At 56.9% G+C, this 25,265-nt stretch carries 28 protein-coding genes; 17 read left to right on the top strand and 11 right to left on the bottom strand.

Translation table 11 applies throughout. The features are described 5' to 3' along the window. Positions 1 to 191 precede the first annotated feature (191 nt). The 7 genes from ACR0NF_RS04260 (at position 192) to ACR0NF_RS04230 (ending at position 5,788) form a co-directional block, all read left to right on the top strand. On the top strand, positions 192 to 803 hold the full coding sequence (locus ACR0NF_RS04260) for a 50S ribosomal protein L21 (RefSeq protein WP_480657697.1): 612 nt from the start codon (positions 192 to 194) through the stop codon (positions 801 to 803). Positions 804 to 814: 11 nt separating this feature from the next. Further along, the gene (gene rpmA / locus ACR0NF_RS04255) at positions 815 to 1,084 is read left to right on the top strand and encodes a 50S ribosomal protein L27 (protein WP_039535512.1); all 270 of its coding nucleotides are present in this window, start codon (positions 815 to 817) and stop codon (positions 1,082 to 1,084) included. A gap of 94 nt (positions 1,085 to 1,178) precedes the next feature. Continuing rightward, positions 1,179 to 1,787: a LysE family translocator gene (locus ACR0NF_RS04250; protein ID WP_480469826.1), complete on the top strand. Its 609-nt coding sequence runs from the start codon at positions 1,179 to 1,181 to the stop codon at positions 1,785 to 1,787. Beyond that, entirely contained in the window at positions 1,784 to 2,320 is a 537-nt protein-coding gene (locus ACR0NF_RS04245; protein WP_480666926.1) for a GNAT family N-acetyltransferase, read from the top strand. Before ACR0NF_RS04250 ends, ACR0NF_RS04245 begins: the two co-directional genes overlap by 4 nt. Positions 2,321 to 2,357: 37 nt before the next feature. Continuing rightward, positions 2,358 to 3,392: a GTPase ObgE gene (gene obgE / locus ACR0NF_RS04240; RefSeq protein WP_480469824.1), complete on the top strand. Its 1,035-nt coding sequence runs from the start codon at positions 2,358 to 2,360 to the stop codon at positions 3,390 to 3,392. Then, the gene (gene proB, locus ACR0NF_RS04235; RefSeq protein ID WP_480777822.1) at positions 3,380 to 4,486 is read left to right on the top strand and encodes a glutamate 5-kinase; all 1,107 of its coding nucleotides are present in this window, start codon (positions 3,380 to 3,382) and stop codon (positions 4,484 to 4,486) included. The genes obgE and proB overlap by 13 nt, the downstream gene beginning before the upstream one ends. Before the next feature lie 39 nt (positions 4,487 to 4,525). Then, positions 4,526 to 5,788, top strand: a complete 1,263-nt coding sequence (locus ACR0NF_RS04230) for a glutamate-5-semialdehyde dehydrogenase (RefSeq protein WP_480469822.1) — start codon at positions 4,526 to 4,528, stop codon at positions 5,786 to 5,788. Here ACR0NF_RS04230 and ACR0NF_RS04225 read toward each other — a convergent pair. Then, the gene (locus ACR0NF_RS04225; RefSeq protein WP_480777821.1) at positions 5,785 to 6,381 is read right to left on the bottom strand and encodes a histidine phosphotransferase family protein; all 597 of its coding nucleotides are present in this window, start codon (positions 6,379 to 6,381) and stop codon (positions 5,785 to 5,787) included. The two genes, ACR0NF_RS04230 and ACR0NF_RS04225, sit on opposite strands and share 4 nt — an antisense overlap. Before the next feature lie 44 nt (positions 6,382 to 6,425). On the opposite strand from ACR0NF_RS04225, the gene ACR0NF_RS04220 reads away from it, so the two are divergent. The 5 genes from ACR0NF_RS04220 to tsf all read left to right on the top strand — a co-directional run bounded on the left by ACR0NF_RS04220 (position 6,426) and on the right by tsf (position 10,239). After that, positions 6,426 to 6,608: a DUF3553 domain-containing protein gene (locus ACR0NF_RS04220; protein WP_010440107.1), complete on the top strand. Its 183-nt coding sequence runs from the start codon at positions 6,426 to 6,428 to the stop codon at positions 6,606 to 6,608. A 113-nt stretch (positions 6,609 to 6,721) separates the two neighbouring features. Beyond that, entirely contained in the window at positions 6,722 to 7,477 is a 756-nt protein-coding gene (olsB, locus tag ACR0NF_RS04215; protein WP_480469820.1) for an L-ornithine N(alpha)-acyltransferase, read from the top strand. A gap of 4 nt (positions 7,478 to 7,481) precedes the next feature. After that, the gene (olsA, locus tag ACR0NF_RS04210) at positions 7,482 to 8,318 is read left to right on the top strand and encodes a lyso-ornithine lipid O-acyltransferase (protein ID WP_480777820.1); all 837 of its coding nucleotides are present in this window, start codon (positions 7,482 to 7,484) and stop codon (positions 8,316 to 8,318) included. Positions 8,319 to 8,486: 168 nt separating this feature from the next. After that, positions 8,487 to 9,287, top strand: coding sequence for a 30S ribosomal protein S2 (gene rpsB, locus ACR0NF_RS04205; protein WP_480469818.1), 801 nt, complete (start codon positions 8,487 to 8,489; stop codon positions 9,285 to 9,287). A 76-nt stretch (positions 9,288 to 9,363) separates the two neighbouring features. Continuing rightward, entirely contained in the window at positions 9,364 to 10,239 is an 876-nt protein-coding gene (tsf, locus tag ACR0NF_RS04200) for a translation elongation factor Ts (RefSeq protein WP_480469817.1), read from the top strand. A gap of 376 nt (positions 10,240 to 10,615) precedes the next feature. Here tsf and ACR0NF_RS04195 read toward each other — a convergent pair whose 3' ends face one another. From ACR0NF_RS04195 to ACR0NF_RS04185, 3 genes are all read right to left on the bottom strand, one after another. Next, positions 10,616 to 11,368, bottom strand: coding sequence for an autoinducer binding domain-containing protein (locus tag ACR0NF_RS04195; RefSeq protein ID WP_480469816.1), 753 nt, complete (start codon positions 11,366 to 11,368; stop codon positions 10,616 to 10,618). Beyond that, positions 11,365 to 11,814 carry a type II 3-dehydroquinate dehydratase gene (gene aroQ, locus ACR0NF_RS04190; RefSeq protein WP_480777819.1) on the bottom strand — a complete coding sequence of 150 codons (450 nt, stop codon included), beginning with the start codon at positions 11,812 to 11,814 and terminating at the stop codon, positions 11,365 to 11,367. Before aroQ ends, ACR0NF_RS04195 begins: the two co-directional genes overlap by 4 nt. A gap of 129 nt (positions 11,815 to 11,943) precedes the next feature. Next, complete coding sequence (locus tag ACR0NF_RS04185) at positions 11,944 to 12,945, bottom strand: NADPH:quinone oxidoreductase family protein (protein ID WP_480777818.1); 1,002 nt, start codon at positions 12,943 to 12,945, stop codon at positions 11,944 to 11,946. A gap of 112 nt (positions 12,946 to 13,057) precedes the next feature. On the opposite strand from ACR0NF_RS04185, the gene ACR0NF_RS04180 reads away from it, so the two are divergent. The 4 genes from ACR0NF_RS04180 to ACR0NF_RS04165 are packed head-to-tail and all read left to right on the top strand — an operon-like array spanning position 13,058 to position 17,066. Continuing rightward, the gene (locus tag ACR0NF_RS04180) at positions 13,058 to 13,876 is read left to right on the top strand and encodes an SDR family NAD(P)-dependent oxidoreductase (RefSeq protein ID WP_480469813.1); all 819 of its coding nucleotides are present in this window, start codon (positions 13,058 to 13,060) and stop codon (positions 13,874 to 13,876) included. Positions 13,877 to 13,900: 24 nt separating this feature from the next. Then, positions 13,901 to 14,929, top strand: a complete 1,029-nt coding sequence (locus tag ACR0NF_RS04175) for a phosphotransferase (protein WP_480777817.1) — start codon at positions 13,901 to 13,903, stop codon at positions 14,927 to 14,929. Positions 14,930 to 14,932: 3 nt separating this feature from the next. Further along, positions 14,933 to 16,150: a serine hydrolase domain-containing protein gene (locus tag ACR0NF_RS04170; RefSeq protein ID WP_480777816.1), complete on the top strand. Its 1,218-nt coding sequence runs from the start codon at positions 14,933 to 14,935 to the stop codon at positions 16,148 to 16,150. 49 nt (positions 16,151 to 16,199) lie between these two features. Then, positions 16,200 to 17,066, top strand: a complete 867-nt coding sequence (locus tag ACR0NF_RS04165) for an acyl-CoA thioesterase (protein WP_480777815.1) — start codon at positions 16,200 to 16,202, stop codon at positions 17,064 to 17,066. On the opposite strand, the gene ACR0NF_RS04160 is transcribed toward ACR0NF_RS04165, so the two are convergent. Beyond that, positions 17,063 to 17,830, bottom strand: a complete 768-nt coding sequence (locus tag ACR0NF_RS04160) for an SDR family oxidoreductase (RefSeq protein ID WP_480777814.1) — start codon at positions 17,828 to 17,830, stop codon at positions 17,063 to 17,065. The genes ACR0NF_RS04165 and ACR0NF_RS04160 overlap by 4 nt on opposite strands. 117 nt (positions 17,831 to 17,947) lie before the next feature. After that, a complete protein-coding gene (locus ACR0NF_RS04155; protein WP_480469808.1) occupies positions 17,948 to 19,177 on the bottom strand; it encodes an acyl-CoA dehydrogenase in 1,230 nt (409 codons plus the stop codon). A 95-nt stretch (positions 19,178 to 19,272) separates the two neighbouring features. On the opposite strand from ACR0NF_RS04155, the gene ACR0NF_RS04150 reads away from it, so the two are divergent. After that, the gene (locus ACR0NF_RS04150; protein WP_480666918.1) at positions 19,273 to 20,184 is read left to right on the top strand and encodes a LysR substrate-binding domain-containing protein; all 912 of its coding nucleotides are present in this window, start codon (positions 19,273 to 19,275) and stop codon (positions 20,182 to 20,184) included. Here the strand turns inward: ACR0NF_RS04150 and phoB are convergent. From phoB to pstC, 5 genes are read right to left on the bottom strand one after another with little or no spacing between them, the layout of a single operon-like run. Beyond that, on the bottom strand, positions 20,181 to 20,870 hold the full coding sequence (gene phoB / locus ACR0NF_RS04145; protein ID WP_480469806.1) for a phosphate regulon transcriptional regulator PhoB: 690 nt from the start codon (positions 20,868 to 20,870) through the stop codon (positions 20,181 to 20,183). The genes ACR0NF_RS04150 and phoB overlap by 4 nt on opposite strands. A gap of 12 nt (positions 20,871 to 20,882) precedes the next feature. Further along, positions 20,883 to 21,584, bottom strand: coding sequence for a phosphate signaling complex protein PhoU (gene phoU / locus ACR0NF_RS04140; protein ID WP_480469805.1), 702 nt, complete (start codon positions 21,582 to 21,584; stop codon positions 20,883 to 20,885). 16 nt (positions 21,585 to 21,600) lie between these two features. Then, positions 21,601 to 22,398 carry a phosphate ABC transporter ATP-binding protein PstB gene (gene pstB, locus ACR0NF_RS04135; protein ID WP_480469804.1) on the bottom strand — a complete coding sequence of 266 codons (798 nt, stop codon included), beginning with the start codon at positions 22,396 to 22,398 and terminating at the stop codon, positions 21,601 to 21,603. A 12-nt stretch (positions 22,399 to 22,410) separates the two neighbouring features. Then, positions 22,411 to 23,727 (bottom strand): phosphate ABC transporter permease PstA, encoded by a 1,317-nt coding sequence (pstA, locus tag ACR0NF_RS04130; protein WP_480777813.1) that lies wholly within the window; start codon positions 23,725 to 23,727, stop codon positions 22,411 to 22,413. Beyond that, the gene (pstC, locus tag ACR0NF_RS04125; RefSeq protein ID WP_480777812.1) at positions 23,724 to 25,196 is read right to left on the bottom strand and encodes a phosphate ABC transporter permease subunit PstC; all 1,473 of its coding nucleotides are present in this window, start codon (positions 25,194 to 25,196) and stop codon (positions 23,724 to 23,726) included. The genes pstA and pstC overlap by 4 nt, the downstream gene beginning before the upstream one ends. Between the last annotated feature and the right edge of the window lie 69 nt (positions 25,197 to 25,265).

Genomic DNA, 25,265 nt, shown 5'->3' with positions numbered 1-25,265 from the left:
CTTTGCCCCTGAATGTTTAGATAAGCGCGCATCCCGGCCGGAATCTCCGCGCCGGGTCTCGTTATTATTGACCTATCGGGCTGGTCCCGCGGGTCGTCACACAGCCCGAAAAGGGCGCGCTGTTCGAGGTGGCCGAGGCCAGTAACACCCAACCGGGGACCACAGAACGCGGGTTAGAAAAGGAAAGACGCATGTTTGCGGTCCTCAAGACTGGCGGCAAGCAGTACAAGGTTCAGGCGGGCGATGTGCTCCGCGTTGAAAAACTGGCTGCCGACGCAGGTGAAAAAGTTCAATTCAACGATGTTCTGATGCTGGGCGGCGACGCTCCGGTTGTTGGTGCACCTTTCGTTGAAGGCGCAGGCGTACAGGCCGAAGTGATCGAACAGATCAAAGGTGACAAGGTCATCAAATTCGTCAAGCGCCGTCGTAAGCACAGCTCGAAGCGTACCGTTGGCCACCGTCAGAAACTGACTCTGGTCAAGATCACCGACATCCTGTTGTCGGGCGCTGACAAGTCGGGCATCAAAGCTGCAACCGGTTCCGCTCCGGCTGGCGAAGCGGCACCTGCTGCAAAGCCTGCCAAGAAAGCTGAAGCCAAGGCAGAGGCACCCGCCGCTGCTGCCGCTGACGATCTGACCAAGCTGAACGGTGTCGGCCCTGCCGCTGCCAAAAAGCTGGTTGAGGCCGGTATCGAGAGCTTTGCCGCTCTGGCCGCCTTGTCGGATGAGCAGATTGCTGCTATCGACACCATCAAAGTAAAACCCGAATGGGTTGAGCAAGCCAAAGAGCTGGCTCAGGGCTAAGGAGAGAGAGAATGGCACATAAGAAAGCTGGCGGTTCCTCCCGTAACGGTCGCGACTCAGCTGGTCGCCGCCTTGGCGTGAAACTGTATGGTGGCCAGGCCGCCATCGCAGGCAACATCATCGTGCGTCAGCGCGGCACCAAGTTCTGGCCGGGCGAAGGCGTAGGCATGGGCAAAGACCATACCATCTTTGCAACCACCGATGGCGCCGTGAAGTTCCATAAGGGACTTAAAAACCGCACCTTTATTTCGGTCCTGCCAGTGGCGGAGGCCGCAGAGTAAGCCGAAACCCAGAAGGTTTAAGAAAAATTCATGGGGGACCGGCACAAAGTGCCGGTCCCTTTTTCGTTTTAACGCAGTTGTGAACAAGAACCCGATGGCCGTCGCAACCACCAGTTTCCTGATTTTTGCCGCCTCGCAGGTTGGCACGCCGGGGCCAGCCAACATGGTCCTGCTGGGAACAGGTGCGCGTTATGGCTTTCGGGCGGCGCTGCCCTTTGTAGGCGGGGTCATTCTGGGCAAACAGTTGATCATCTGGCCCGTCGGGTTTGGACTGATGCAGGTGGCCGATCAGGCGCCGCTGGTGTTCGAAGCGCTCAAATACGCCTCTGCTGCCTATATTTGCTGGCTGGCATGGAAAATCGCTAATCTGCGGCTTTCCAGAGGGCAGGCGGATGAGCAGGTCCCGGGGTTTTTGGCCGGGTTGGTCGTGCATCCGCTTAATCCCAAAGCCTGGGCGATGATTATCGCCGGTTTCACGGGGTTTGTCGCAGCGGGAACATCCAGCTTTAATGCAACGTTTACGATTGCTGTCTGTTTGTTGCTTTGCCAGGTGATTTTACACCCGATCTGGACTTTTGCAGGGGATCGGATCGCCCATGCGGTTGAAGGTCGGCCTGCGGAAAAATATCTGATGTGGACGTTAGCGAGTGTCACTGTTGCGTCCGTACTTTTTGTGTTGTTCGGAGGAGGAACGCACTCATGAAACTTGAGACAATAATAAACCAGCCGGTCATTGAAACCGAGCGGTTCGATCTGCGCCCCTTGCGTCGGTCGGATATGGGTCTCATCGAACATTATGCAGGCGATGAGCGCGTGGCGCGCATGACATCCAGCATACCGCATCCACTCCCGCCGGGTTCAATCGAAGCGTATGTCACGCGCGCGATGGCCGAGGACCGGGACGAGGATGTTTGGGCGATGGATGCCACCAAAGATGGCGGACCAGAACTGATCGGCGTGATTTCCCTGATCCGGCTGGACCGCAACCAGTCCGAGGTCGGTTATTGGGTCGCCCCAGTCTATTGGAATACGGGTGTGGCATCGCTGGCCGTCGAAGCATTGGTGAACGCCAACCCGCTGGAGAACGCCAACATGTTCGCCAGCGTGTTTCAGGATAACCCGGCCTCGGCTCGGGTGCTGACTCATTGCGGGTTCCAGTATCTTGGCGATGCGGAAAGTTATTCGGTGGCGCGCGATGCGAATGTGCCCACCTGGACCTATACAAAGAAACTCTGACTTGTGGCCGATGGGGCCTTTGCAGTAGGGGACACACATGAAATTTCTCGATCTTGCAAAGGTCTACATCCGGTCCGGGGCCGGAGGTGGCGGCTGCGTCAGCTTTCGGCGCGAAAAATACATCGAATACGGCGGTCCCGATGGTGGGGACGGCGGTAAGGGCGGCTCGGTCTGGGCCGAGGTTGTGGACGGGCTGAACACCCTGATCGACTTCCGCTACCAGCAGCATTTCTTCGCCAAGAACGGCCAGCCTGGCCGCGGTCAGCAGCGCACCGGCAAGGATGGTGACGACATCATCCTACGCGTACCTGTCGGGACCGAGATTCTGGACGAAGACGAAGAAACCGTGATCTGCGACCTGACCGAGGTCGGCCAACGGTTCCTGCTGGCCAAAGGCGGCAATGGCGGCTTCGGCAACTTGCACTTCAAATCGGCCACCAATCAGGCCCCGCGCCGCGCCAATCCGGGGCAGGCAGGGATCGACCGCACAATCTGGCTGCGATTGAAACTGATTGCGGATGTGGGCCTGTTGGGCATGCCCAACGCTGGCAAGTCGACCTTTCTGGCCGCCACATCGAATGCGCGACCCAAGATCGCTGACTATCCGTTCACTACGCTACACCCCAATCTGGGCGTTGTCGGCGTTGATAACGTTGAATTCGTCGTGGCAGACATTCCCGGCCTGATCGAAGGCGCGCATGAAGGGCGTGGGATCGGAGACCGTTTCCTTGGGCACGTGGAACGCTGTGCGGTGTTGCTGCACCTGGTCGACGGCACCTCGGACACTGTGGTCGAGGACTATCATACCATCATCACCGAACTCGAGGCTTACGGCGGAGAGCTGGCGGATAAGCCGCGTATCACCGTCTTGAACAAGATCGACGCGCTGGATGATGAGGAACGCGACCTGATCAAGACCGAACTGGAAGAGGCCGTCGGCGGCCCCGTTATGACCATGTCTGGTGTGGCGCATCTGGGCGTGACCGAAGTGTTGCGGGCCCTGCGGGCACAAATCGACGAAAACCGCCTGCGTCAGAAGCCTGCTGAGGAGGCCGCGCCTTGGCAACCCTGACCAATGCCCGCCGGCTGGTGGTCAAGATCGGATCGGCCTTGTTGGTCGACCGGGACACAGGATTGCTCAGGTCGGATTGGCTGAAATCTCTGGCACAGGACGTGGCCTGGCTGAAGGGGCAGGGGACGGACGTCGTTCTGGTCTCGTCCGGGTCAATCGCGTTGGGTCGAGGCGTACTTGGCCTGCCGATGCAGAATCTACCGTTGGAACAATCGCAGGCCGCTGCGGCCGTTGGGCAAATCCGGCTCGCCCGTGCGTATGAAGAAGCGTTGGCACCGCATGAGATCAAGACCGCCCAAGTGCTGGTTACGTTGGAAGACAGCGCAGATCGGCGACGGTACCTGAACTCGCGCGCTACTCTGGAAACTCTTCTGGGTCTGGGGGTAGTTCCTATTGTCAACGAAAACGACACAGTCGCAACGGATGAGATCCGATATGGCGACAATGACCGGCTTGCGGCACAGATCGCCGTGACTATCGGGGCGGATCAGTTGATCTTGCTCTCGGATGTCGATGGGTTCTATTCGGGCAATCCTAACGAGGACGCATCAGCCACCCGTTATGATGTGATCGAACAGATCACGCCCGAGATCGAAGCAATGGCGGGCGACGCCGGGTCGGGGCTATCCAAAGGTGGCATGAAGACCAAGCTCCTGGCGGCCAAGATGGCGACGGCAGCTGGATGTGACATGGCGATCACTGAGGGATCACCCCTGAACCCGCTGAAAACGCTTGAAAATGGCGCAAACTGCACTTGGTTCACGGCAACGCTTGACCCGCATGCGGCACGGAAACGCTGGATCTCGGCTATGAAACCGCGCGGTGAAATCGTGATAGATGACGGTGCGGCAAAGGCGCTTTCCAATGGCAAGAGCCTGCTACCCGCTGGCATCGTTGCGGTGAACGGAGATTTTGGTCGCGGCGATCCCGTGGCCATTCTGGATGCGCAGGCACGAAGGTTGGCACAAGGGCTCAGCCGCTATACCGCGCAAGAGGCGGATGCGATCAAAGGGCGGAAATCGTCCGAGATCGAAGCGACACTGGGCTATCCCGGCCGAGCGGCGTTGATCCACCGGGACGATCTGGCGCTGTGACAGCGCGACCTGATATACTGAAACCGAAAGGCGCTTGAGATGAAGGATTTCGACAACATTCCCGCAATGATGACCGACCTTGGTGCGCGCGCCAAAGCCGCCTCGCAAGAGCTTGCCTTTGCAAACGCCGAACGTAAGCACGCAGCACTGATTGCGGCGGCTGAAGCTGTTTGGAATAATCGTGCTGACATCATCGAAGCCAATAAGAAAGATCTTGAGTTCGGTCGCGAGAAGGGCCTTAGCCCCGCAATGATGGACCGGTTGATGCTGGATGAGGCGCGCGTTCAGGGCATGGTTGACGGTCTGCGCACAGTGGCTGATCAGGCCGATCCGGTGGGTGAGGTGATGGCTGAATGGGACATGGCCTCGGGCCTGAACATTCAGCGCGTGCGTACGCCTCTGGGCGTGATTGGCGTGATCTATGAAAGCCGCCCGAATGTGACGGCCGATGCGGGCGCTCTGTGCCTGAAATCCGGCAATGCGGTGATCTTGCGTGGCGGGTCGGAAAGTTTTCATTCATCAACTGCGATCCACGCCTGTCTGGTCGAGGGGCTGAAAGCCGTGAATCTGCCCGAAGATGCCATACAGCTTGTGCCCACCCGCGACCGCGCCGCTGTGCAAGAGCTTTTGACCATGACCGATTACGTCGACGTCATTGTGCCCCGAGGCGGCAAAGGTCTTGTGGGCCTTGTCCAACGCGAGGCCCGCGTGCCGGTCTTTGCGCATCTTGAAGGCATCGTTCATATCTATGTCGACAAAGCCGCAGATCCGCAGAAAACGCTGGATGTTGTGCTGAACGCCAAAACCCGTCGCACCGGCATTTGCGGCGCTGCAGAGTGCTTGCTGATTCATCAAGACGTGGCCGAAACGCTTGGTCGCGATCTTGTTGCGGCGCTTCAGACTGCTGGTGTCGTGGTGCACGCAGAAGGTGTGTTGGCGACTGATAATACTGTGCCCGCTACAGATGCAGACTGGGGCAAAGAATATCTCGACAGCATCATTGCCGCGCGACCCGTCGCTGATATTGATGCGGCCATCGCGCATATTCGGAGATACGGCTCAAACCACACCGATTGCATCATGACTGAGGATGCCGTCGCCGCCGATCGATTCTTCGAACGGCTAGACAGCGCGATCCTGATGCACAACGCCTCGACCCAGTTCGCGGATGGTGGAGAGTTTGGTATGGGCGCCGAGATCGGCATTGCCACAGGCAAGATGCATGCGCGCGGCCCAGTTGGCGCCGCTCAACTTACCAGTTTCAAGTATTTGGTGCGTGGCAACGGAACCGTCCGTAGCTAGAACTTCAGCGTGACGCGGGTTGCGGTGGTTTCCGCCGCGACCCTGCGCCCCATCGCGGACGCGGTCTGCGGCAGAAGCGCGAATTGAACCTGTGCCGGGCTGACTTTATCGCCAAAGCAACCGTTCACGACGCCCTTCCACAGGCTGCCGTCGATATTCAGCTTGTCGGCAACACCTGTCACAGCCCATGCGCCGTCTTGTGTCGTGATATCAACCTCACCACCAAAGGGCATCGCGCTTTCGCAACACATCAGGGCCAAAAAGGCCAGTTTGACCTGATTGCGGGGCACCGCATCTGTCAGGTTCCAGTTGATGCGGACCCGACCCGCGCGTTCCACGTCACGCAACAGCTCGCTCACTTCGGTCCGCCCCAGAAGTTGATCGCTGGCAGAGCCAAAGGCCACCCGAAAGAACCGGATTCGTGCGCCCGCACTGCCGACACTGCCCGAGATCAGCTCCATCTCGGGGCCTTGAACGGCACCGACCATCTCCAACAGTTCCAACCCGTTGGTGATAGCTCCGATCGGGCTGATCAGGTCATGGCAGATCCGCGATCCGATCAACTCGGCCAGGTTGACGTCAGTTGCACCCATGCGTACCTCCTGCTGTATCTGCCGCAAGAAGCCGGAGCCCCGATATGACAGACCTGAATGCTATTCTTGCACCGGGCATGTATGTCCGCCACCCCGATTTCCCCGATTGGGGCGTTGGACAGGTGCAGTCCAATATCGGAGGCAAGATCACCGTGAACTTTCGCGAGCAGGGGAAAGTGGTAATCGACGGGACACGCATAGCCCTGATGCCGGTCTTTGATCCGTGAAACTGGTTTAGGAAAGGTTAACGCCGTCGACCATAAGTGCGAACCGTCGCGGAAATATTGCCATCGCCCGGAAACCTGCGCTATCAGCGCAAAACTCTTAGACGGAATTCTCGATGCCAGACACAGGCCCTTCGTTCACAATTAAGCTGGCCGAAACCGATGATGAACTGCGCGCCGCTCAGCGTCTGCGCTATGATGTATTCGTTCAGGAACTTGGCGGCGGCGGCGAAATGGTCGATCACGAGGCCAGATTGGAACGAGATCAGTTCGATCCGTATTTTGACCACATGCTGGCTATCGACAATCAGACCGGAGAAACCGTCGGTGTTTACAGGCTTTTACCGGGTGGACGCGCCGCAGAACTTGGGCAGTTCTATTCCGAAGATGAATATGATCTAACCGTGCTCAAGGAAAGCGGACGAAAGCTGCTGGAACTCGGCCGATCCTGCTTGCATCCGGACTATCGCGGCGGCACCGCGATGTACCATCTTTGGAACGGATTGGCCGCATACGTAGCTGAACGAGAGATCGAGGTTCTATTCGGAGTTGCCAGCTTTCACGGCATCGATATCAATGCTCTGGCGCAGCCGCTGTCGATGCTACATCACAATCATCTGGCCCCACTTGATCTCAGGGTGCGCGCGCAGCCGGACGTATATCAATCGATGGATCTGGTTGCGGAGGACGCACTGGACCGCCGCGCAGCAATGGTGCAGGTGCCCGCACTGATCAAGGCTTACCTGCGCCTGGGAGGTTTTGTGGGCGAAGGGGCCTTTATCGATCATGCCTTTAACACGACTGATGTGTGCCTGATCCTTGATACCGCCCGTATGAACGAACGGCAGCGCCGAATTTACAGCGGAGCCTGAACCGGTGAGCGACACCTCATGGCAAAGTGACGATGATCCCGATCCTTTAGAGCTGGGAATTGCGGGCTGTTTCTTGGCAATCCTGCGCGGTTTGCCATTGGCGGTGCTTGTTTTTGGTGGGCTGATCATTCTGCTAATCGTGCGCATGATCGAGCGTCCCGTGTTCGGGCTCCGTCGGCCGATCACGCCGTTCATCACTCAGATCGTCTGCCGAAATGCATTTCGCATCTTGGGCATCGGTTTTCGATCCTCCGGCACCTTTATGCAAGAACGCGGTGCTGTCGTCGCGAACCATACTTCATGGCTTGATATCTTTGCACTCAACGCGCGCAAGCGTGTCTATTTTGTTTCAAAGGCCGAGGTCGCGAAATGGCCAGGTATCGGTTGGCTGGCCCGCGCGACCGGAACGGTATTTATCGAACGCGACCGAAAGAAAGCGCGCGAACAAACACTTGTGTTTCAAGAACGACTTTCAGCGGGTCATAAACTCTTGTTCTTTCCGGAAGGCACCTCGACTGACGGTCTTCGCGTTTTGCCTTTCAAATCAACGCTTTTCGCTGCATTCTTTGCTGATGAATTGCGTGATTTCATGTATGTACAACCGGTGTCTGTTGTCTATCACGCACCCATAGGGCAGCCGGGCCGGTTCTATGGCTGGTGGGGCGATATGGATTTCGGGCCTCACTTGTTGAAAACACTCGGCGCACGCAGGCAAGGATCGGTTGAGCTGATCTATCACGCGCCAGCAAAAGTAAGCGACTTCGGTAATCGCAAGGAACTGGCCACGCACTGCGAAGAGGCTGTGCGCCACGCCCATGCGCTCGCTTTGCTTGAAAAATAAGGGCAAAAGGCCCTTGCGTTGCCACAAAACCTGCCGTATACGCGCGCCATTCAAACCCGCAGGCGGGGTTTGGGCTTTATAGGGGAGACATCCTTATCTGGCCCGCCGGTTGGAGCATCCGCTTCTTTCACCCCCGCCGAGGCGTAAACCGGAAAAGGAAAGAATAGCATGGCTCTTCCCGAGTTCTCCATGCGTCAGCTGCTGGAAGCTGGCGTTCACTTTGGTCACCAGACACAGCGTTGGAATCCCCGCATGGGCCCGTTCATCTACGGCTCGCGCAATGGAATCCACATCATGGACCTGACCCAGACCGTTCCGATGCTGGATCAGGCTCTGCAGGCTGTTCGTGACACCGTCGCCAAAGGTGGCCGCGTTCTGTTCGTTGGCACCAAGCGTCAGGCCGCTGGCCCGATCGCTGAAGCCGCTGAAAAGTCGGCTCAGTACTACATGAACCACCGCTGGCTGGGCGGCACGTTGACCAACTGGAAAACCGTTTCCCAGTCGATCAACCGTCTGAACCAGATCGACGAAGCCATGGAATCGGGCGCCGAAGGCCTGACCAAGAAAGAGCGTCTGGGCATGGAGCGTGACCAGGCCAAGCTGCAGGCGTCGCTGGGCGGTATCCGCGAGATGGGCGGCGTTCCTGATCTGCTGTTCGTCATCGACGTCAAGAAAGAAGCATTGGCTATCGCCGAAGCCAACAAGCTGGGTATCCCGGTTGTGGCTGTTGTCGACACCAACTGCTCGCCCGACGGTGTTGACTACATCATCCCCGGCAACGACGACGCAGCCCGCGCCATCGCGCTGTATTGCGATCTGGCCGCACGTGCCGCTCTGGACGGTATGACCGCTCAGATGGGTGCAGCAGGCGTTGACCTGGGCGCGTTCGAAGAAGCTCCGGTTGAGGAAGTGGTTGCTGAAGAAGCACCCGCAGAAGAAGCCGCGCCGGAAGCCAAAGCCGAAGCGTAAGCTGCCCGTCACGTTATTGACATATGGGGCAGGGTAGACCTGCCCCAATTCCGTTTGAATTGAGGAGAGCCTAAAGATGGCAATCACAGCAGCAATGGTTAAAGAACTGCGCGACTCGACCGGCGCAGGCATGATGGACGCAAAAAAAGCGCTGACCGAAACCGGCGGTAACATGGACGAAGCCGTTGACTGGCTGCGCACCAAAGGCCTGGCCAAAGCGGCCAAGAAATCGGGCCGTACCGCAGCAGAAGGTCTGGTTGCTGTTCACGTCAACGGTGGCAACGGTGTTGCTGTCGAAGTGAACTCGGAAACCGACTTCGTTGCGAAAAACGCTGACTTCCAGGAAATGGTCGGCAAGATCACCTACGCTGCCGAAGGCGTTGACGACATCGACGCTCTGCTGGCTGCTGATCTGGGCGGCAAGTCGGTTGCAGACACCCTGACCGACAAGATCGCCACCATCGGTGAGAACATGTCGGTGCGCCGCATGGCCAAACTGTCTGGCGACACTGTTGTGTCCTACGTCCACAACGCCGCGACAACCGGCATGGGCAAAATCGGCGTTCTGGTTGCTCTGTCGGGTGGTGACGAAGCCATCGGCAAGCAGGTTGCGATGCATATCGCGGCTGTGAACCCGGCGGCCCTGTCCGAAGCGGACATGGATCCGGCGGTTGTCGAGAAAGAAAAGCAGGTTCAGATGGACATCGCCCGCGAATCCGGCAAACCGGAGCAGGTGATCGAAAAGATGATCGAAGGCCGCATGAAGAAATTCGTCGCCGAATCGACCTTGCTGAACCAATCCTTCGTTGTGAACCCTGACCTGACCGTCGAAGCAGCGGCCAAGGAAGCGGGCGCAACAATCACCGGCTTTGTTCGCATGGAAGTCGGCGAAGGTATCGTAGTCGAAAAAGAAGACTTTGCCGCAGAAGTTGCAAAGGCCGCTCAGGGCTAACGCAAGCTCTTTTCTGGCATTGAAGTTCAAGAACCCGGCTGCCCAAGCAGTCGGGTTTTTTCATATGAAACAAGTAGCTATCAGTTTCTTGTAGGTACAAGCTGATGGCACGATTTTCTGGTGAGATTGAGGGGCCCCGCATGATGGGGATGGACAGGGCCCCTCAACAATTTCCAACTAAGTGACGCGGACGAATAGGCGCCTCTTGGTCAGATCAATCAGAGAGCTTTGTTATGGCAAAGATCTGATCAGAATGTTCCCTGGCTAAAGCCACCACTCACGGAACAGTATCAATTTGCAATTTTAAAGATAGATTCGGAAAGTCATGTATTCCTTACCCTAGGTCAATCTGACGCAATACGGCGTCAGAACCGGGTCAGACTTCCATCACGAACATCTGATTCTGAAGCGCGGCCTTCAATACGGCCTGGGCCGTCGTCTCAACCGAGAGCGCTTCGCGCGCGAGCCGGAGGTGTTTTTCTACGGTCGCCGCCGTCAGCCCCATCAGCAGGGCAATATCTTGCGTGGTCTTCCCGTCACCCACCCATTGCAGGGCTTCACGCTGGCGTTTCGTCAAGGCGCGGTTCGGAGCGTTGTACGGCAAGGTGAGTATTTTCAGATGAGCAACATTGTTCATCAGCAGAATATCATCACCATGCTTTCGCCAGACCTCGTCCATCTCTTTCTGGTCGTGGTCACGCGCTGCCAACGAAATAGCGCCTTTTGAACGCATCGAGACCGAATTGAAGCTGACTGTATAGCCAGACGTCACACCAAAAGATTTGTTGAAGTCATATACTCTGCGTTCCTCGGCTGACATTACACCGCTGGACATCATGTCATTTATCATGCTCCAGCTTGCCGCGCCTTCATTATCCAGCGCCCACTTCAGCATCGGGGCGTGAAAATAAAGCCCGGAACGCAAAAAGCCATCCAGATAGTTGGTGCAATGGTTGCTGAGGATAACAAAATCTTCAGGATCACCTAGCGATGTCGCGGTGCGATATTGCGTATAACCATAGAGCAGCCGATCGAAACCAAACCCGGCCATCTGGCGGCAATGCGCATCCCAAAGCTCTTCCAGAGTTTTCGTATAACTCAGAAAGCTGAGGTATTCCCTGAGGTTCATACCACGCTCCTCTCGCTGAGATGGGCTGCAAGGGCGTCAAGCGCCATGACATAGCTTTGTGCACCAAATCCGCAGATTTGACCGATCGCGACTCGGGCGATGTAAGAGGTATGACGATACACCTCACGAGCGTGGATGTTGGACAGATGCACCTCGACCGTCGGCACTTGCGCCGAGGAGATCGCATCCATCAGGGCCACCGAGGTATGGGTATAGCCGCCGGCATTCAGAACGATGCCATCCTGCACCCCGCGTGCCGAATGGATCGCATCGATCAGGGCGCCTTCGTGATTGGACTGAAGATGAGTAACCGACAGGCCAATCGTCTGGCCGTGAGACACGCACAGGTCTTCGATCATCTTCAATGTCGTATGGCCATAAACCTCGGGCTGTCTTGTGCCCAGCAAATTCAGGTTCGGACCATTCAGAACCAGGATATTATGCATCTTCAAACTGTCCCCATCTCTCTTTTTCATAAACTCGAATAATCTGGGCGTCCAGCGGCCTCGTTCAGAGAAGGTAAGGTCGCATCGACGCATCGTGGCTGATGGGAATATTTGGAGATGTAATAAGGATCACACATCCTGCATTGTCACAACGACCTTTCCGAGAACCGAACGCTGTTCCAGCAGCTCAATTGCCTCTGCCGCGCGTATCAGAGGCAATCGCAAGCTGATACGTGGTGAGATTTTTCCGTCGTTGTAGAGTGTGAAAAGCTCTTCAAGATTTTGGGCATGGCCTTTGGGGTCGCGAAACACCGATGCGCCCCAAAAGACCCCAACAATCTGGCAACCTTTGAGCAAGGTCAGATTCAACGGAAGGCTCGGGATTCCTGCCGGAAAACCGACCACCAAATAGCGGCCGCCCCATGCCATGCTGCGCAGGGCGGGTTCGGCATAGTCTCCGCCCACGGCATCATAGACGACGTCGACCCCATCACCCCCGACAAGCGATTTGATCTTGGCGGAAAGCGCTTTCTGGGCGTCTCGATCCAATTCGCGCGAGTAAACGAGTGTCTCACCCGCGCCAATCTGTTTGCAGAACTCTGCCTTGTCTTCGGAAGAAACCGCCGCAATGACGCGCGCGCCCATAGCCTTGGCCAGCTCTATTGCTGCAGACCCCACGCCACCAGCCGCGCCCAATACCAGAACGGTTTCTCCGGCTTGCAGCTGTGCCCGGTCTTTCAGAGCGTGATAAGATGTGCCGTAGGTAAAAATGAAACAGGCAGCGTCATCAAAAGGCATCGCATCGGGGATTTTCACTGCAGTCGCAGCTTTGAGGGTAAGATGTGTTGAGAACCCTCCATGCCCCGTCAGAGCCAGAACACGATCCCCGGGCTCGAATCCAGACACTCCGTAACCAAGCGCGAGGACTTCGCCCGCAATCTCTCCGCCCGGAGCAAAGGGACGCGGCGGCTTCATCTGATACAGATCGCGAATGATCAGAGTATCGGGGAAGTTCACACCAGAAGCCCGGACACGGATCAACAGTTCGCCCTTGCCAGGTGTCGGGTCGGGCAGTGTGGTTAGCTCCAAAGCCTCGGGACCACCCGGTGTGACGCTGAGTAATGTTTGCATGCCTTCTCTTGCCCCTTGCTTCGGTGGAGCTGAAATCGTTGGATTACAGGCACGGGTTGTCAAGAAGATGACCTGTCAGCTTCCGTAACGGTATCTGGGTAGAGGAGAGCACATGACGCCTGAGACATTGTTTTCGCTGAACGGCAAAACCGCTCTGGTCACCGGGGGCGCAACAGGCATCGGTCGGATGGCGGCCGAGGCTCTGGCGCGCGCAGGGGCCCATGTATTGATCGCTTCACGTAAAGGCGACGCATGTGAGGCCGTAGCCGCAGAACTGAACGCGATGGATACGCCCGGATCGGCTGAGGGGTTTGCAGGGGATATCGGCAGTGAAGAGGGAATAGATGCTCTGATCGCTGAAGTGAGGAAACGGACAGAAACACTAGAAATCCTGATGAATAATGCCGGGGTCACTTGGGGTGCGCCTATGGGGCAGTTCCCATATGCAGCATGGGATAAGGTGATGTCAGTCAATGTAGCAGGTATTTTTGATCTGACCCAAAAGCTGTTGCCGCTGTTGATGAAATCCGCCTCGGATGACGACCCGGCGCGTGTGGTCAATGTTGGGTCTGTGATGGGTGAAACGCCGATGGGTGACGGCGCCTACAGCTATTCCGCGTCGAAAGCGGCAGTAATCCATCTGTCCAAGATTATGGCCAAGGAGTTGGCACCATACCGCGTGACAGTGAATGCGCTTGCGCCGGGACCGTTCGTGTCGCGTATGACAGCCTTTGCCACCGAAGATGAGGACAAACGTGAGCGTGTTGGCAAATCCGTCCCGCTTGGCCGCGTAGGTCGTGCCGAGGATATTGGAGGCTGCGTACTCTTCCTCTGTGGACGCGGAGGCAGCTATGTCACCGGGGCGGTGCTGCCAGTCTCGGGCGGGATAAATGTGCAGAGTGGCGGGAACATCTTTGCCGACGCTCTATAGCTGTTTTCAACATCTGGATATCGGATGACTGATCAGGAAAATACTTTAGATATAAATGCAGTAAATGCATATCTTGAAGCGCATTTAGATGATTATCAGGGCCCGCTTCAAGCAACGAAATTCACGGTCGGGCAATCCAATCCGACCTATCTGCTGCAAACGCCTAGTAAGAACTACGTTCTGCGGCGCAAGCCACCGGGCGTATTGCTCAAGTCTGCTCATGCAGTGGATCGTGAGTTTCGGGTTCAAAGCGCTCTGATCAGCTCCAGGGTCCCGGTGCCGCAGATGTACCTTCTGTGCGAAGACGACAGCATCATCGGCTCAGCGTTCTATGTGATGGAGCATCTGGACGGACGTTCATTCGTTGATCCTGTTATGAAGGGTGAAAACAATGCCACTCGTGCTGGCATATTGGCCGAGATGAACCGCGTTCTGGCCGAGTTGCACATGGTAGATATCGATGCGGCAGGCCTGTCGGATTTCGGCCCTCCGGGGAATTACTTCGAACGACAGATCGGGCGATGGACCAAGCAGTACCGAGCTTCGGAAACCGAAGATATAAACTATATGAATAGCTTGATCGGCAAACTTGAACAACAAATCCCTGCTGATGACGGCCAGAGAACATTGGTTCATGGCGACTATAGGATTGATAATATGTTGTTCGAGCACACTGGAACGAACTGCATTGGCGTGCTGGATTGGGAACTGTCGACCATTGGCCATCCCTACGCGGATCTTGCCGCGGTAATCATGCAGTGGCAGTTGCCACCGGGTAAGGAAGGGCGTGGATTGGCAGGGGTGGATCGCGATGCACTGGGCCTCCCATCGGATCAGTCTTTTATCGCAGATTATTGCACGCGGCGTGGCCTGCCGGGGATCGAGAATTTCGGCTTCTATCTCGCTTTCAACTTCTTCCGCATGGCGGCCATACTTCAGGGTGTCTACAAACGGTCGCTAGATGGCAACGCGTCAGACCCTGCAAGGGCGCGCGCCTTCGGGGCGTATGTTCCGGTATTTGCTCAACATGGCCTATCCGCGCTGGAGGTGTAGATCATGAAATTTGACCAAACCGCGCTAACCCGCATTCAAGCCTGGATGCAGCGATATGTGGACGAGAAAAAATATGCCGGCAGCAGCCTACTGATTCTGCACAACGGGCAGGAGGCGTTCTTTCACAGTTGTGGTCACCGTTGCCTTGAAAAAGACCTGCCGTTCCAGCGCGATAGCCTCGTGCGTATTTATTCTATGACCAAACCCGTGACTTCGGTTGCGCTTATGAGGTTGGTTGAGCGCGGGCAGTTTCATCTCGACGCACCGGTTTCCGAGTTCCTGCCCGAGTTTCAGTCGATGCAAGCCCTGATTCCCGGCGCCACGCGCTTGGATCAGACCGAGGCCGCACCAACGCCAACCCTGCATCAGTTGCTGACGCATACCAGTGGTCTCAGTTATCCGTTTAATCCCGGGTTACTGCCCGAGGCGATGGATGAGCTTGGCCTGATATTTTCACCGGCACAGGGCCCGCTCGCAGATCGGGTCGAGGTCCTGGCCACTTTGCCTCTGGCTTTTCAACCGGGCCACCGCTGGGAATACTCAGTGGGCATCGACGTCATCGGTCGCGTCATCGAGGTCGCCTCGGGTCAGCCCTTCGACCGCTTTCTGGCCGAGCACATTTTTGAGCCACTCGGCATGCACGAGACGGGGTTTTCAGTGCCGAACGGGGCAGGGGATCGGTTCGCCTCGCTCTATACGCCGCTTGAAGGCGACGCGATGGCATTGAATGCGGCCAAGACCGGGGGTGATACGCTGCGCCTGGTTGATTGCGCCGGAGACTCTCCGTTTGAAGCCACAACGACTTTCTCTGGTGGAGGCGGGCTGATCGGTACGATCGATGATTACAGTCGCTTCGCTGAAATGTTGCGCAACAAAGGCTCAGGAAACGGGGAGCGCATTCTGGGGCCAAAAACGATAGAATTCATGCTACGCAACCACTTACCCGGCGATATTGCATCGATGGGTCCCCAAAGCTTTGCCGAGCAACCCATGGAAGGAACCGGGTTTGGCATTGGAGGTGCAGTGGTTTTGGACCCGGCGCGCCTGCGGTGTCCGGGCTCGGTCGGTGATTTCGGCTGGGGTGGCATGGCGTCCACTTATTTCTGGGTGGATCAAGTCAATGATTTTTCGGCTGTGTTCTTCACTCAGCTGTCACCTTCCAGCTCTTACCCCTCGCGTGCGGAATTGAAGGCACTTGTACATGGTGCGCTCGTTGAATGACCTCGGTGTGGATGATAGCCGGGGACATCGCTAAGCCGGAGACCCACTTATGACCGAAGCCGAACGCGTTCTGCTTGACCTGCTCAACATCGAAGCGCTTGAAGTTGATCTGTTCCGGGGTACTGGCTCTGGTGGAGAGACCCCAACGCGCATCTTTGGTGGGCAAGTGATCGCGCAGGCCCTTGCAGCAGCTTACAGGACCGTCGATGACCGATTGTGTCATTCCCTGCACGCTTACTTTATTCGGCCCGGCGATCCATCGATTCCCGTTATCTATCAAGTAGATCGCGCCCGAGATGGAGGTTCTTTCACCACCCGTCGTGTGGTTGCAATCCAACATGGCAAACAAATCCTGAACCTTTCGGCATCGTTCCACAAACAGGATGATGGATGGGATCATCAGCATCCCGTGCCGGATGTGGAGCCACCAGAGCATCACCCATCACGCGATGAAATGCGTCAGAAGTATCTGACTCGCGTGCCTGAAGCGCTCAAAACAGAACTTCTGCGCGAACGTCCAATCGAAGTACGAGAGGTCGCGCCGCTGGACCTTTTTACGCCGGACAAAGCAGATGACCGGAACCATGTGTGGTTCCGTATGGGTGCGGCAGCACAGGCCGACCGGATTACGCAGCACCTGTTGCTGGCCTATGCATCTGATATGAGTCTGCTGAGTTCGGGCATGCGCCCGCATGGCCTCAGTTGGTTCACTGGTGAGATCGATGGTGCCAGCTTGGATCATGCGCTCTGGTTTCACGCGCCGGTACAGTTCCAGAACTGGCACCTTTACGCGATGGAATCGCCATGGACGGGGCAGGGGCGTAGTTTCAACCGAGGATCGATTTATTCGCAAGACGGCACATTGGTTGCCTCGGTCGCGCAGGAAGGTTTGCTTCGGCGACGTCGCTCGCGTTAAGTTTCGCTGGTATATTTTTGATTTAGCTTAGACATTCCGCCAATCCAGCGGTCATAATCTGCTGTTTTTAAACGCATATAGTCCAATACCTGAGGATGCGGCAGGATTAAAAACCGCTCGTCAGCCAGCGCTTCGACACAGGCCTGCGCGACCGCTTCGGGCTCAAGCATCCCGTCGATTGCCGCAACCGAATCCTCATGTCCACGGGTCATGTCCGAACGTACCGCCTGAGGGCATAGAACCGACACTCGAATTCCTTGATGCGCATAGGTCAACGCGACCCATTCAGCAAACCCAATGGCGGCATGTTTTGTGACGCCGTATGGTGCCGCACCAGGTTGATTGAGCAGCCCTGCGGCCGAGGCGGTCGTCATCAGGTATCCGCCGCCACGCGCCACCATACGCGGCAATAAATGCCGAGCGGTCCAGACATGAGACATGACGTTAATTTGCCAAATCCGTTCCCATTCGGTGTCCGGAACATCAAGCCCGCCAAGCGTTAGAATACCGGCATTCGCACAAAACAGATCTATTGGTGCGATGCTATCCTCAACGGTTTCGATCAAGTTGCAAATGTCAGATTCCAGGGAAACATCGCAATGAATGGCATGACCACCGATCTTGTCCGCAATGTGCTGCGCACCGGCAGCGTCGATATCTGCGCAAACAACGCGAGCGCCTTCATTGGCAAATCGTTCAGCAAGTCCTTTGCCAATGCCACCAGCGGCGCCGGTCACAACAACTGTCTTTTCGTTCAGGTGCATGTCTGTCTGTGCTCTGAGTTTCGCAGATCAGCCTAACACGTTGAAAAACCATCGCCAGAGTGGATTTTCTGGCGATGGCTTATTTTACATAATCACGATTATACGGCATTCGCCATATCAGTAGAATGCCTGCAACCCGGTCTGCGCCCGACCAAGAATCAGCGCATGCACGTCATGCGTCCCCTCATAGGTATTTACTGTCTCAAGATTGATCATGTGGCGCACCACCTGGAACTCAAGCGAGATACCATTGCCGCCATGCATGTCCCGTGACATCCGCGCGATATCCAGCGCCTTGCCGCAGTTGTTGCGCTTGATGATCGAGATCATCTCGGGTGCGGCTTCGGCCTGATCCATCAAACGCCCAACACGCAGGCTTGCCTGAAGGCCCAGAGCGATTTCAGTTTGCATCTCAGCCAGTTTGCGTTGGAACAGTTGGGTCTGCGCCAATGGCCGATTGAATTGCTTGCGATCCAGACCGTATTGACGCGCAGCATGCCAGCAGCTCTCGGCCGCCCCCATAGCGCCCCAACTGATCCCGTAACGTGCGCGGTTCAGACATCCGAACGGTCCTTTCAGGCCCTGCACATGCGGCAGTAACGCATCTTCGCCGACCTCAACGCCTTCCATCACGATTTCGCCGGTGATCGAAGCGCGCAGGCTCAGCTTGTTTTCGATCTTCGGCGCGCTCAACCCCTTGGTGTTCTTGTCCAGAACGAAGCCCCGGATCTTGCCATCATGCGCATCCGACTTGGCCCACACGACAAACACATCTGCAATCGGAGCATTCGAAATCCACATCTTGCTACCGGTCAGACGATAGCCACCGTCAATCTTTTCAGCCCGGGTTTTCATGGCAGCTGGGTCAGAGCCGGCATCCGGCTCGGTCAAGCCGAAACAACCAATCCATTCGCCGCTGGCCAGCTTTGGCAGGTATTTCCGGCGCTGCTCTTCGCTGCCATAGGCATAGATCGGATACATCACCAGCGAGCTTTGCACCGACATCATCGAGCGATAGCCGGAATCCACCCGCTCAACCTCGCGCGCGACCAATCCATAGCTCACATATCCCGCACCGATGCCGCCATATTCCTCGGGGATTGTCGTGCCCAACAGGCCCATTTCACCCATTTCCCTAAAGATTTCAGGATCGGTCTCCTCGTTCTGAAACGCCTGCGTGACGCGCGGCTGCAGCTTTTCCTGCGCATATGCACGGGCGCTGTCAGCAACCAATCGTTCATCTTCTTCCAACTGATCTGCCAGGCGGAAAGGATCGTCCCAAGCAAAATTTCCCAAATCGGGCGCGTCTTTGGCCCTTAGAACGGGTTTGGTCTCTGGCGCGTTCATGATGAGTCTCCGATACAATGTCTCGCGCATCATAATCTGAGGTTTCCTCAAAAAACAGCGAGACATTTGCACATTTACATGACTAAAACGCATAGATGAGTATGCGCCGCCCTATCCTGCCCCCGATCTCCGCCCTGCGTGCATTGGAAGCGCTGGATCGACTAGGCTCCGCCTCGGCGGTTGCCGACGAAATGGCATTGACGCAGAGCGCTGTCAGTCGGTCGCTGCAAACGCTTGAGGCGCATCTGGGCGCAGAACTCGTCAGCCGTGACCGAAAGAGATTGTCGCTGACCAAGGCCGGGCAGGATTATGTGCAAGAGATTCGGCCAGCTTTGTCACAGATTGCGCAGGCCGCTCTGAAACTACATGTGTCGCCTGTTGGAGGGACGTTGAATCTGGCAATCCTGCCGACCTTTGGGATGCGTTGGCTGGTACCGCGCCTACCGGATTTCGCGCGTTTGCATCCGGACATAACCATCAATATGACAACTCGGTTGAGACCATTCAATTTCGCGTCGGAACCCTTTGACGCTGCGTTGCATTTTGGTGAGCCTGACTGGCCAGGAACCGACCGTTTGCTGCTAAAAATGGAACGCGTTCTGCCGGTCTGCGCGCCTGAGTTGCTACCGCAGGGAACACCGTCGACACCGGACGAGTTGCTCAAACTGCCGTTACTGCACATCCAGACGCGCCCACGGGCTTGGCAAGAGTGGTTCCGACAAATGGGGGTCGAGGCTCCGCACCCCCTGCCCGGCACGGTGCATGATCAATTCAACACGATCAATCAGGCGGCCCTGCACGGTCTGGGTGTTGCGTTGCTGCCCAACTACCTAATCGAGCAAGACCTTGCGACAGGAAATCTGGTCGCCGCCTTCCCCGATGCGTTTGAGACGCTGGGTGCCTATTATCTGGTCTGGCCCCACGACAAATCGCAGGACGATTCGTTGCGACAGTTCCGACACTGGCTTGCCTCTCAGGCCCAGACCGAAGAGACGTTGCCGCGTTAGCCTAACGCGTACCCTGCGCCACGGACGGTCCGCACCGGGTCTTCACCACCGTGCTGAGTCAATGCCTTGCGCAAACGTCCGATATGAACGTCCACAGTGCGCGTATCGACATATATATCGCGGCCCCAGACCCGGTCGAGCAACTGTTCGCGGCTCCAGACCCGCCCCGGCTTTTCCATAAAGGTGCTGAGCAGGCGGAACTCGGTTGGGCCGAGTTTCAAAGGCTTGTTGTCCCGGCTGACCTTATGGGTCTCCGAATCCAGAATGATATCATCGAATTCCAGCCGAATACCCACGGTCGCTGGACGCACCCGACGTAGCTGGGTGCGGACCCGCGCCATCAGCTCTACCACCGAGTAAGGCTTGATCACGTAGTCATCCGCCCCGGTTTCCAGACCGCGCACCTTATCGACCTCTTCCGAACGCGCCGACAGCATGATGATCGGGATCGATCGGGTATCGGGCCGTGTCTTCAGGCGGCGACAGACCTCAATACCGCTGAGATTGGGCATCATCCAGTCGAGAACGATAATGTCCGGGCGGTCTTCTTCGACGAGCAACAAACCCTCGTCACCATTCGCGGCTTTTGTGACCCGGAACCCCTCGGCTTCGAGGTTATAGGAAAGAACCTCACGCTGGGCCAATTCATCTTCAACCACCAGCACCGTCGGTTGATCAGCGGACATAAGGTCAGCCTCCTAGATCGTTTGCGAGGTGTTATCGGCCTTAGGCCGTGCTTCGGTCGGCCGTTCACCAGTGACCAAATAGACCACCTGTTCCGCGATTGCCGTAACGTGATCACCCATGCGTTCGATGTTCTTCGCGATGAAGTGCAGATGCATGCAGGACGAGATGTTGCGCGGATCTTCTGCCATGAAAGTCAGGAATTCGCGGAACAGCCCGTTATACATCTGGTCAACCTCCAGATCGCGTTCAATCACATCCGTCGCGAGTTCGGCGTCACGTTGAATATAGGCATCCAATGCATCGCGCAGCATCAGCTCAACCTCGCGCGCCATCCGACGTAGGGCGGCGGCGCTGCCGTTGATTTCACCAGCGTTGACCAGCACGGTCGTGCGCTTGGCGATATTCTTGGAATAGTCGCCGATCCGCTCAAGGTTGGTCGACACCTTCAAAACTGACAGCACCAGACGCAGATCACCCGCCGTTGGCGCGCGCAGCGCGATCAGTCGTGCGGTTTCTTCGTCGATAAGCTCTTCCAGCGCGTCGATGGCCTTGTCGCCCTGACGTACTTCTTTCGCCAGTTCTTCGTCGCGGGTTTCCAGCGACCGGGCCGCACCCATGATCGCGGCCTCGACCAAACCGCCCATCTTCATGATATGCGCCTGAATGGTTTCGAGGTCGCGGTCGAACGCGGATGCAATATGTTGTTCGCTCATTGCAATAATCCTGTGCTCAGCCGATCCGGCCGGTGATGTAGCTTTCTGTGCGAGGGTCTTCGGGGTTGGTGAAGATTTGCCCCGTCTCGCCAAATTCAACCAGATTGCCCAGATGGAAGAATGCTGTCTTCTGGCTGACCCTTGCCGCCTGCTGCATCGAATGAGTCACGATCACCACCGAATAGCGCGAGCGCAGTTCATCGATCAGCTCTTCAACCTGAGCCGTTGCGATTGGGTCAAGCGCCGAGCAAGGCTCGTCCATCAACAGAACCTCAGGTTCGGTTGCGACCGCACGCGCAATGCAAAGGCGTTGTTGTTGACCACCCGAGAGGCCGGTGCCGGGGGCATCCAGACGATCCTTGACCTCATCCCAGATCGCGCCACGGCGTAGGGATTTCTCAACGATCTCATCCAGTTCCGCCTTGTTCTTTGCGAGGCCGTGGATGCGTGGACCGTAAGCCACGTTGTCATAGATCGATTTGGGGAACGGGTTCGGCTTCTGAAACACCATGCCGACTTTGGCACGCAGCTGCACCGGGTCGACGCGCTTGTCATAGATATCCTCACCATCCAGCAGGATATCACCTTCAACGCGACAGATATCAATCGTGTCGTTCATCCGGTTCAGACAGCGCAGAAAGGTGGATTTACCGCAGCCCGAGGGACCAATGAAGGCCGTCACGGTCTTATCTTCGATATCAACGCTCACGTCCTTGATGGCGTGGGTCTCGCCGTAATAGACCTGAACCTGCTTGGCGTTGATCTTGATGTTTTTGGAGTCCACGGTTCTCTCCACTCGTGTCATGTCGTTCATTTTAGCCCCCAATTACCAGCGGCGTTCAAAGCGGCGGCGCAGGATGATTGCGATGATATTCATGGTCAGCAGGAACATCAAAAGGATGATGATGCCGCCCCAGGCTTTCTCATAGAACCCCACATCGGCACGCGCGGCCCAGGTATAGATCTGTGCGGGCATGGCCGAGTTCGGCTCAGTAAAACCTGCGAGGAAACCATCGGGGTAACCGCGGGCAACGAAGCCCACCATGCCGATCAGCAGCAGCGGCGCGGTTTCTCCCAGCGCCTGCGCCAGACCGATAATTGTACCAGTCAGGATACCTGGCGCCGCCAGCGGCAACACATGGTGGAACACGGCCTGCATTTTCGAGGCCCCAACTCCCAGCGCTGCGTCACGGATTGACGGCGGCACGGCTTTCAGTGAGGCGCGGGTCGAGATGATGATCGTTGGCAGTGTCATCAGCGTCAGCACCAGACCACCCACCAGCGGGGCCGATTGCGGCAGGTGCATGAACTGAATGAACACGGCCAGCCCCAGGATGCCGAACACGATGGACGGAACGGCGGCCAGGTTCGAAATATTCACCTCGATCAGATCGGTGAACTTGTTCTGTGGTGCGAATTCTTCCAGATAGATCGAGGCGGCGACCCCAATGGGCAGCGACAGGCACAGCACCACCAGCATCATGAAGAATGAGCCGACGACCGAGGCACCGATGCCTGCGCCACCGGGGTTATCCACGCCCGAGTCGGCTCCGGTGATGAACGGCCAGTTGAAGGCCTGCTTGATGGTGCCAGCTTCTCTCAGCGCGTCCACCAGATCCAGATCGCTGAGTTGCAGGAAGCGGCTGTCCTGAAGGGTGTCGCGTGACACCCGGCCCTTAAAATACCCATCCACACGGCTTGAAGCCGCCAGATCGAACATGATCGGCTCACCCAGCTTGCTAGGATTATCGGCATAGAAGGTTCGGATCGTACCGCCGATTTTGCCCAACAGACGCTCGATGGCATCCTGATCGAAATCCACGGTGATACCACTTTCGGCCAGTTGTTCATTCAGTTCCGCAATGAACAGATTGGAGTAGGCCTTTGTCTTGAACATCGTGCCTTCGGCTTCATCGCGCTGCGCTTCGCTCAGCGTGAATTCTAAACTGATAACTGTGCGCTGGAAGGCCGGGATGCCCTGCGACAGGATCGAGGCAAACAGCACAATCAGAAAGAACAGTCCGGTCGCGATGGCGACGATCCCATAGGCGCGAAAACGCTTTTCGGCAGCCGCGCGTTTTTTGGTCCGGGCATCGGATGCAGTCAGCGAGGTCGAGGTGTTTTGCATGCTGGCGTCGGTCATTCGTACTGCTCCCGATACTTGCGCACGATATAAAGGGCGAAAACGTTCAGCCCCAGCGTGAGGATGAACAGCGTCATGCCAAGCGCGAAGGCGACGAGGGCCTCGGGCGAGGCGAAATCGGCGTCGCCCGTCAGCTGGCTGACGATCTTGGCGGTGACGGTGGTCATGGCCTCGAACGGGTTCAGGTCCAGACGCGCGGCGGCCCCTGCCCCCAGAACCACGATCATGGTCTCACCGATGGCGCGCGATGCTGCCAGCAGGATCGCTCCCACGATCCCGGGCAAGGCTGCGGGCAAAACGACCTGCCGGATGGTCTCGGATTGTGTGGCCCCCAGCCCGTAAGAGCCATCACGCATGGCCTGAGGCACCGCGTTGATGATGTCATCGGAAAGCGACGAAACGAACGGGATCAGCATGATGCCCATCACAAGACCAGCGGTCATCACGGCCGTACCGGCTTTCATCCAGCCCAAACCGTCATCCCCGAACACGCTCAGCAACAGTGGGCCAACGGTTAGCAAGGCAAAAAGACCGTAAACAATGGTCGGGATACCGGCCAGCACCTCCAGCATCGGTTTGGCGATCGAGCGCACGCGGGAAGAAGCGTACTCGCTGAGATAAATCGCAGCGAAAAGACCGATCGGCACAGCCACCAGCAATGCAACCAACGAGATGTAGAATGTGCCCCATAGCAACGGGATGATACCTAGATCAGACGCGCCACCACGGCCCGAGAAACTGGGGGCCCATGTTGTTCCGAAGAAGAACTCTGATGCTGGATAAAGCTTGAAGAATTCCCACGTGTTGAACACGAGCGACAGTACGATGCCGACCGTTGTCAGGATCGCAATCGACGCCGCCGCCAGCAGCATCACACGAATTCCCTGCTCAACCACATTGCGGGCGCGGTATTCCGAATGTGTCTGGAACCAGCTGAACGCGGCACCTGCCAAGGCGATCAGTATCACGGCAATGGACATAATCGTATAGCCGGTCGAGTTCATCGACCGGTATGCCTGGGCGGCATGCAACACGGGCTGTGTAATATCCGAGGTCACAACCTGGCCCGCGTCTTTCAGCCGCTGGGTCATCTCCGAAACATCCGCCTGCGCATCCTGTGCGGTCTCTTCGGTGAGATGCCCCTGAGCGACCGCACTGTCCAGACCATTAGCCGTCCGGCGCACTTCGGCCATAACAAGGCTACGCGACGATCCTTCCTTGATCGCCGTTTCGGGAACCATCTCCGAGACCTGAGAATTCACGTAGAGCGGCTGAACCAGCAGCCAGACGATCAACAGACCAAAGGCGGGAACGATAACTTTCAGCGCAACATTCGCCCCATAAAACGAGGGAAGAGAATGCAGGTTACGGCTGTCCCCTCTGGCACTTTGCAAGGCGCGCATTCGCCCCAACACATATCCGACTGCCGCGATCGCAAGTACGATCAGAATGAGCCAAAGAATTGGCATATTGCCCCCACAGGTCTTGATCGGGATTAGGGAAAGAAACGGGGGCGACTATAAATGCCGCCCCCGCTC

This window comes from Ruegeria sp. CF4 (genome assembly GCF_056537345.1).
This window is presented reverse-complemented; position numbering and strand designations above follow the sequence as displayed.

What these genes read in the sequence shown, in the direction of transcription:
- ACR0NF_RS04225 (WP_480777821.1), bottom strand. Translation starts at nt 6,381, where the DNA reads ATGGGTGCAACTGACGTCAACCTGGCCGAGTTGATCGGATCGCGGATC.
- ACR0NF_RS04180 (WP_480469813.1), top strand. Translation starts at nt 13,058, where the DNA reads ATGACGCCTGAGACATTGTTTTCGCTGAACGGCAAAACCGCTCTGGTC.
- ACR0NF_RS04220 (WP_010440107.1), top strand. Translation starts at nt 6,426, where the DNA reads ATGACAGACCTGAATGCTATTCTTGCACCGGGCATGTATGTCCGCCAC.
- obgE (WP_480469824.1), top strand. Translation starts at nt 2,358, where the DNA reads ATGAAATTTCTCGATCTTGCAAAGGTCTACATCCGGTCCGGGGCCGGA.
- rpsB (WP_480469818.1), top strand. Translation starts at nt 8,487, where the DNA reads ATGGCTCTTCCCGAGTTCTCCATGCGTCAGCTGCTGGAAGCTGGCGTT.
- ACR0NF_RS04165 (WP_480777815.1), top strand. Translation starts at nt 16,200, where the DNA reads ATGACCGAAGCCGAACGCGTTCTGCTTGACCTGCTCAACATCGAAGCG.
- ACR0NF_RS04170 (WP_480777816.1), top strand. Translation starts at nt 14,933, where the DNA reads ATGAAATTTGACCAAACCGCGCTAACCCGCATTCAAGCCTGGATGCAG.
- tsf (WP_480469817.1), top strand. Translation starts at nt 9,364, where the DNA reads ATGGCAATCACAGCAGCAATGGTTAAAGAACTGCGCGACTCGACCGGC.
- pstB (WP_480469804.1), bottom strand. Translation starts at nt 22,398, where the DNA reads ATGAACGACATGACACGAGTGGAGAGAACCGTGGACTCCAAAAACATC.
- ACR0NF_RS04195 (WP_480469816.1), bottom strand. Translation starts at nt 11,368, where the DNA reads ATGAACCTCAGGGAATACCTCAGCTTTCTGAGTTATACGAAAACTCTG.
- phoB (WP_480469806.1), bottom strand. Translation starts at nt 20,870, where the DNA reads ATGTCCGCTGATCAACCGACGGTGCTGGTGGTTGAAGATGAATTGGCC.
- pstC (WP_480777812.1), bottom strand. Translation starts at nt 25,196, where the DNA reads ATGCCAATTCTTTGGCTCATTCTGATCGTACTTGCGATCGCGGCAGTC.
- ACR0NF_RS04175 (WP_480777817.1), top strand. Translation starts at nt 13,901, where the DNA reads ATGACTGATCAGGAAAATACTTTAGATATAAATGCAGTAAATGCATAT.
- ACR0NF_RS04245 (WP_480666926.1), top strand. Translation starts at nt 1,784, where the DNA reads ATGAAACTTGAGACAATAATAAACCAGCCGGTCATTGAAACCGAGCGG.
- ACR0NF_RS04155 (WP_480469808.1), bottom strand. Translation starts at nt 19,177, where the DNA reads ATGAACGCGCCAGAGACCAAACCCGTTCTAAGGGCCAAAGACGCGCCC.
- aroQ (WP_480777819.1), bottom strand. Translation starts at nt 11,814, where the DNA reads ATGCATAATATCCTGGTTCTGAATGGTCCGAACCTGAATTTGCTGGGC.
- ACR0NF_RS04160 (WP_480777814.1), bottom strand. Translation starts at nt 17,830, where the DNA reads ATGCACCTGAACGAAAAGACAGTTGTTGTGACCGGCGCCGCTGGTGGC.
- phoU (WP_480469805.1), bottom strand. Translation starts at nt 21,584, where the DNA reads ATGAGCGAACAACATATTGCATCCGCGTTCGACCGCGACCTCGAAACC.
- ACR0NF_RS04185 (WP_480777818.1), bottom strand. Translation starts at nt 12,945, where the DNA reads ATGCAAACATTACTCAGCGTCACACCGGGTGGTCCCGAGGCTTTGGAG.
- ACR0NF_RS04230 (WP_480469822.1), top strand. Translation starts at nt 4,526, where the DNA reads ATGAAGGATTTCGACAACATTCCCGCAATGATGACCGACCTTGGTGCG.
- pstA (WP_480777813.1), bottom strand. Translation starts at nt 23,727, where the DNA reads ATGACCGACGCCAGCATGCAAAACACCTCGACCTCGCTGACTGCATCC.
- rpmA (WP_039535512.1), top strand. Translation starts at nt 815, where the DNA reads ATGGCACATAAGAAAGCTGGCGGTTCCTCCCGTAACGGTCGCGACTCA.
- ACR0NF_RS04250 (WP_480469826.1), top strand. Translation starts at nt 1,179, where the DNA reads ATGGCCGTCGCAACCACCAGTTTCCTGATTTTTGCCGCCTCGCAGGTT.
- olsB (WP_480469820.1), top strand. Translation starts at nt 6,722, where the DNA reads ATGCCAGACACAGGCCCTTCGTTCACAATTAAGCTGGCCGAAACCGAT.
- ACR0NF_RS04150 (WP_480666918.1), top strand. Translation starts at nt 19,273, where the DNA reads ATGAGTATGCGCCGCCCTATCCTGCCCCCGATCTCCGCCCTGCGTGCA.
- ACR0NF_RS04260 (WP_480657697.1), top strand. Translation starts at nt 192, where the DNA reads ATGTTTGCGGTCCTCAAGACTGGCGGCAAGCAGTACAAGGTTCAGGCG.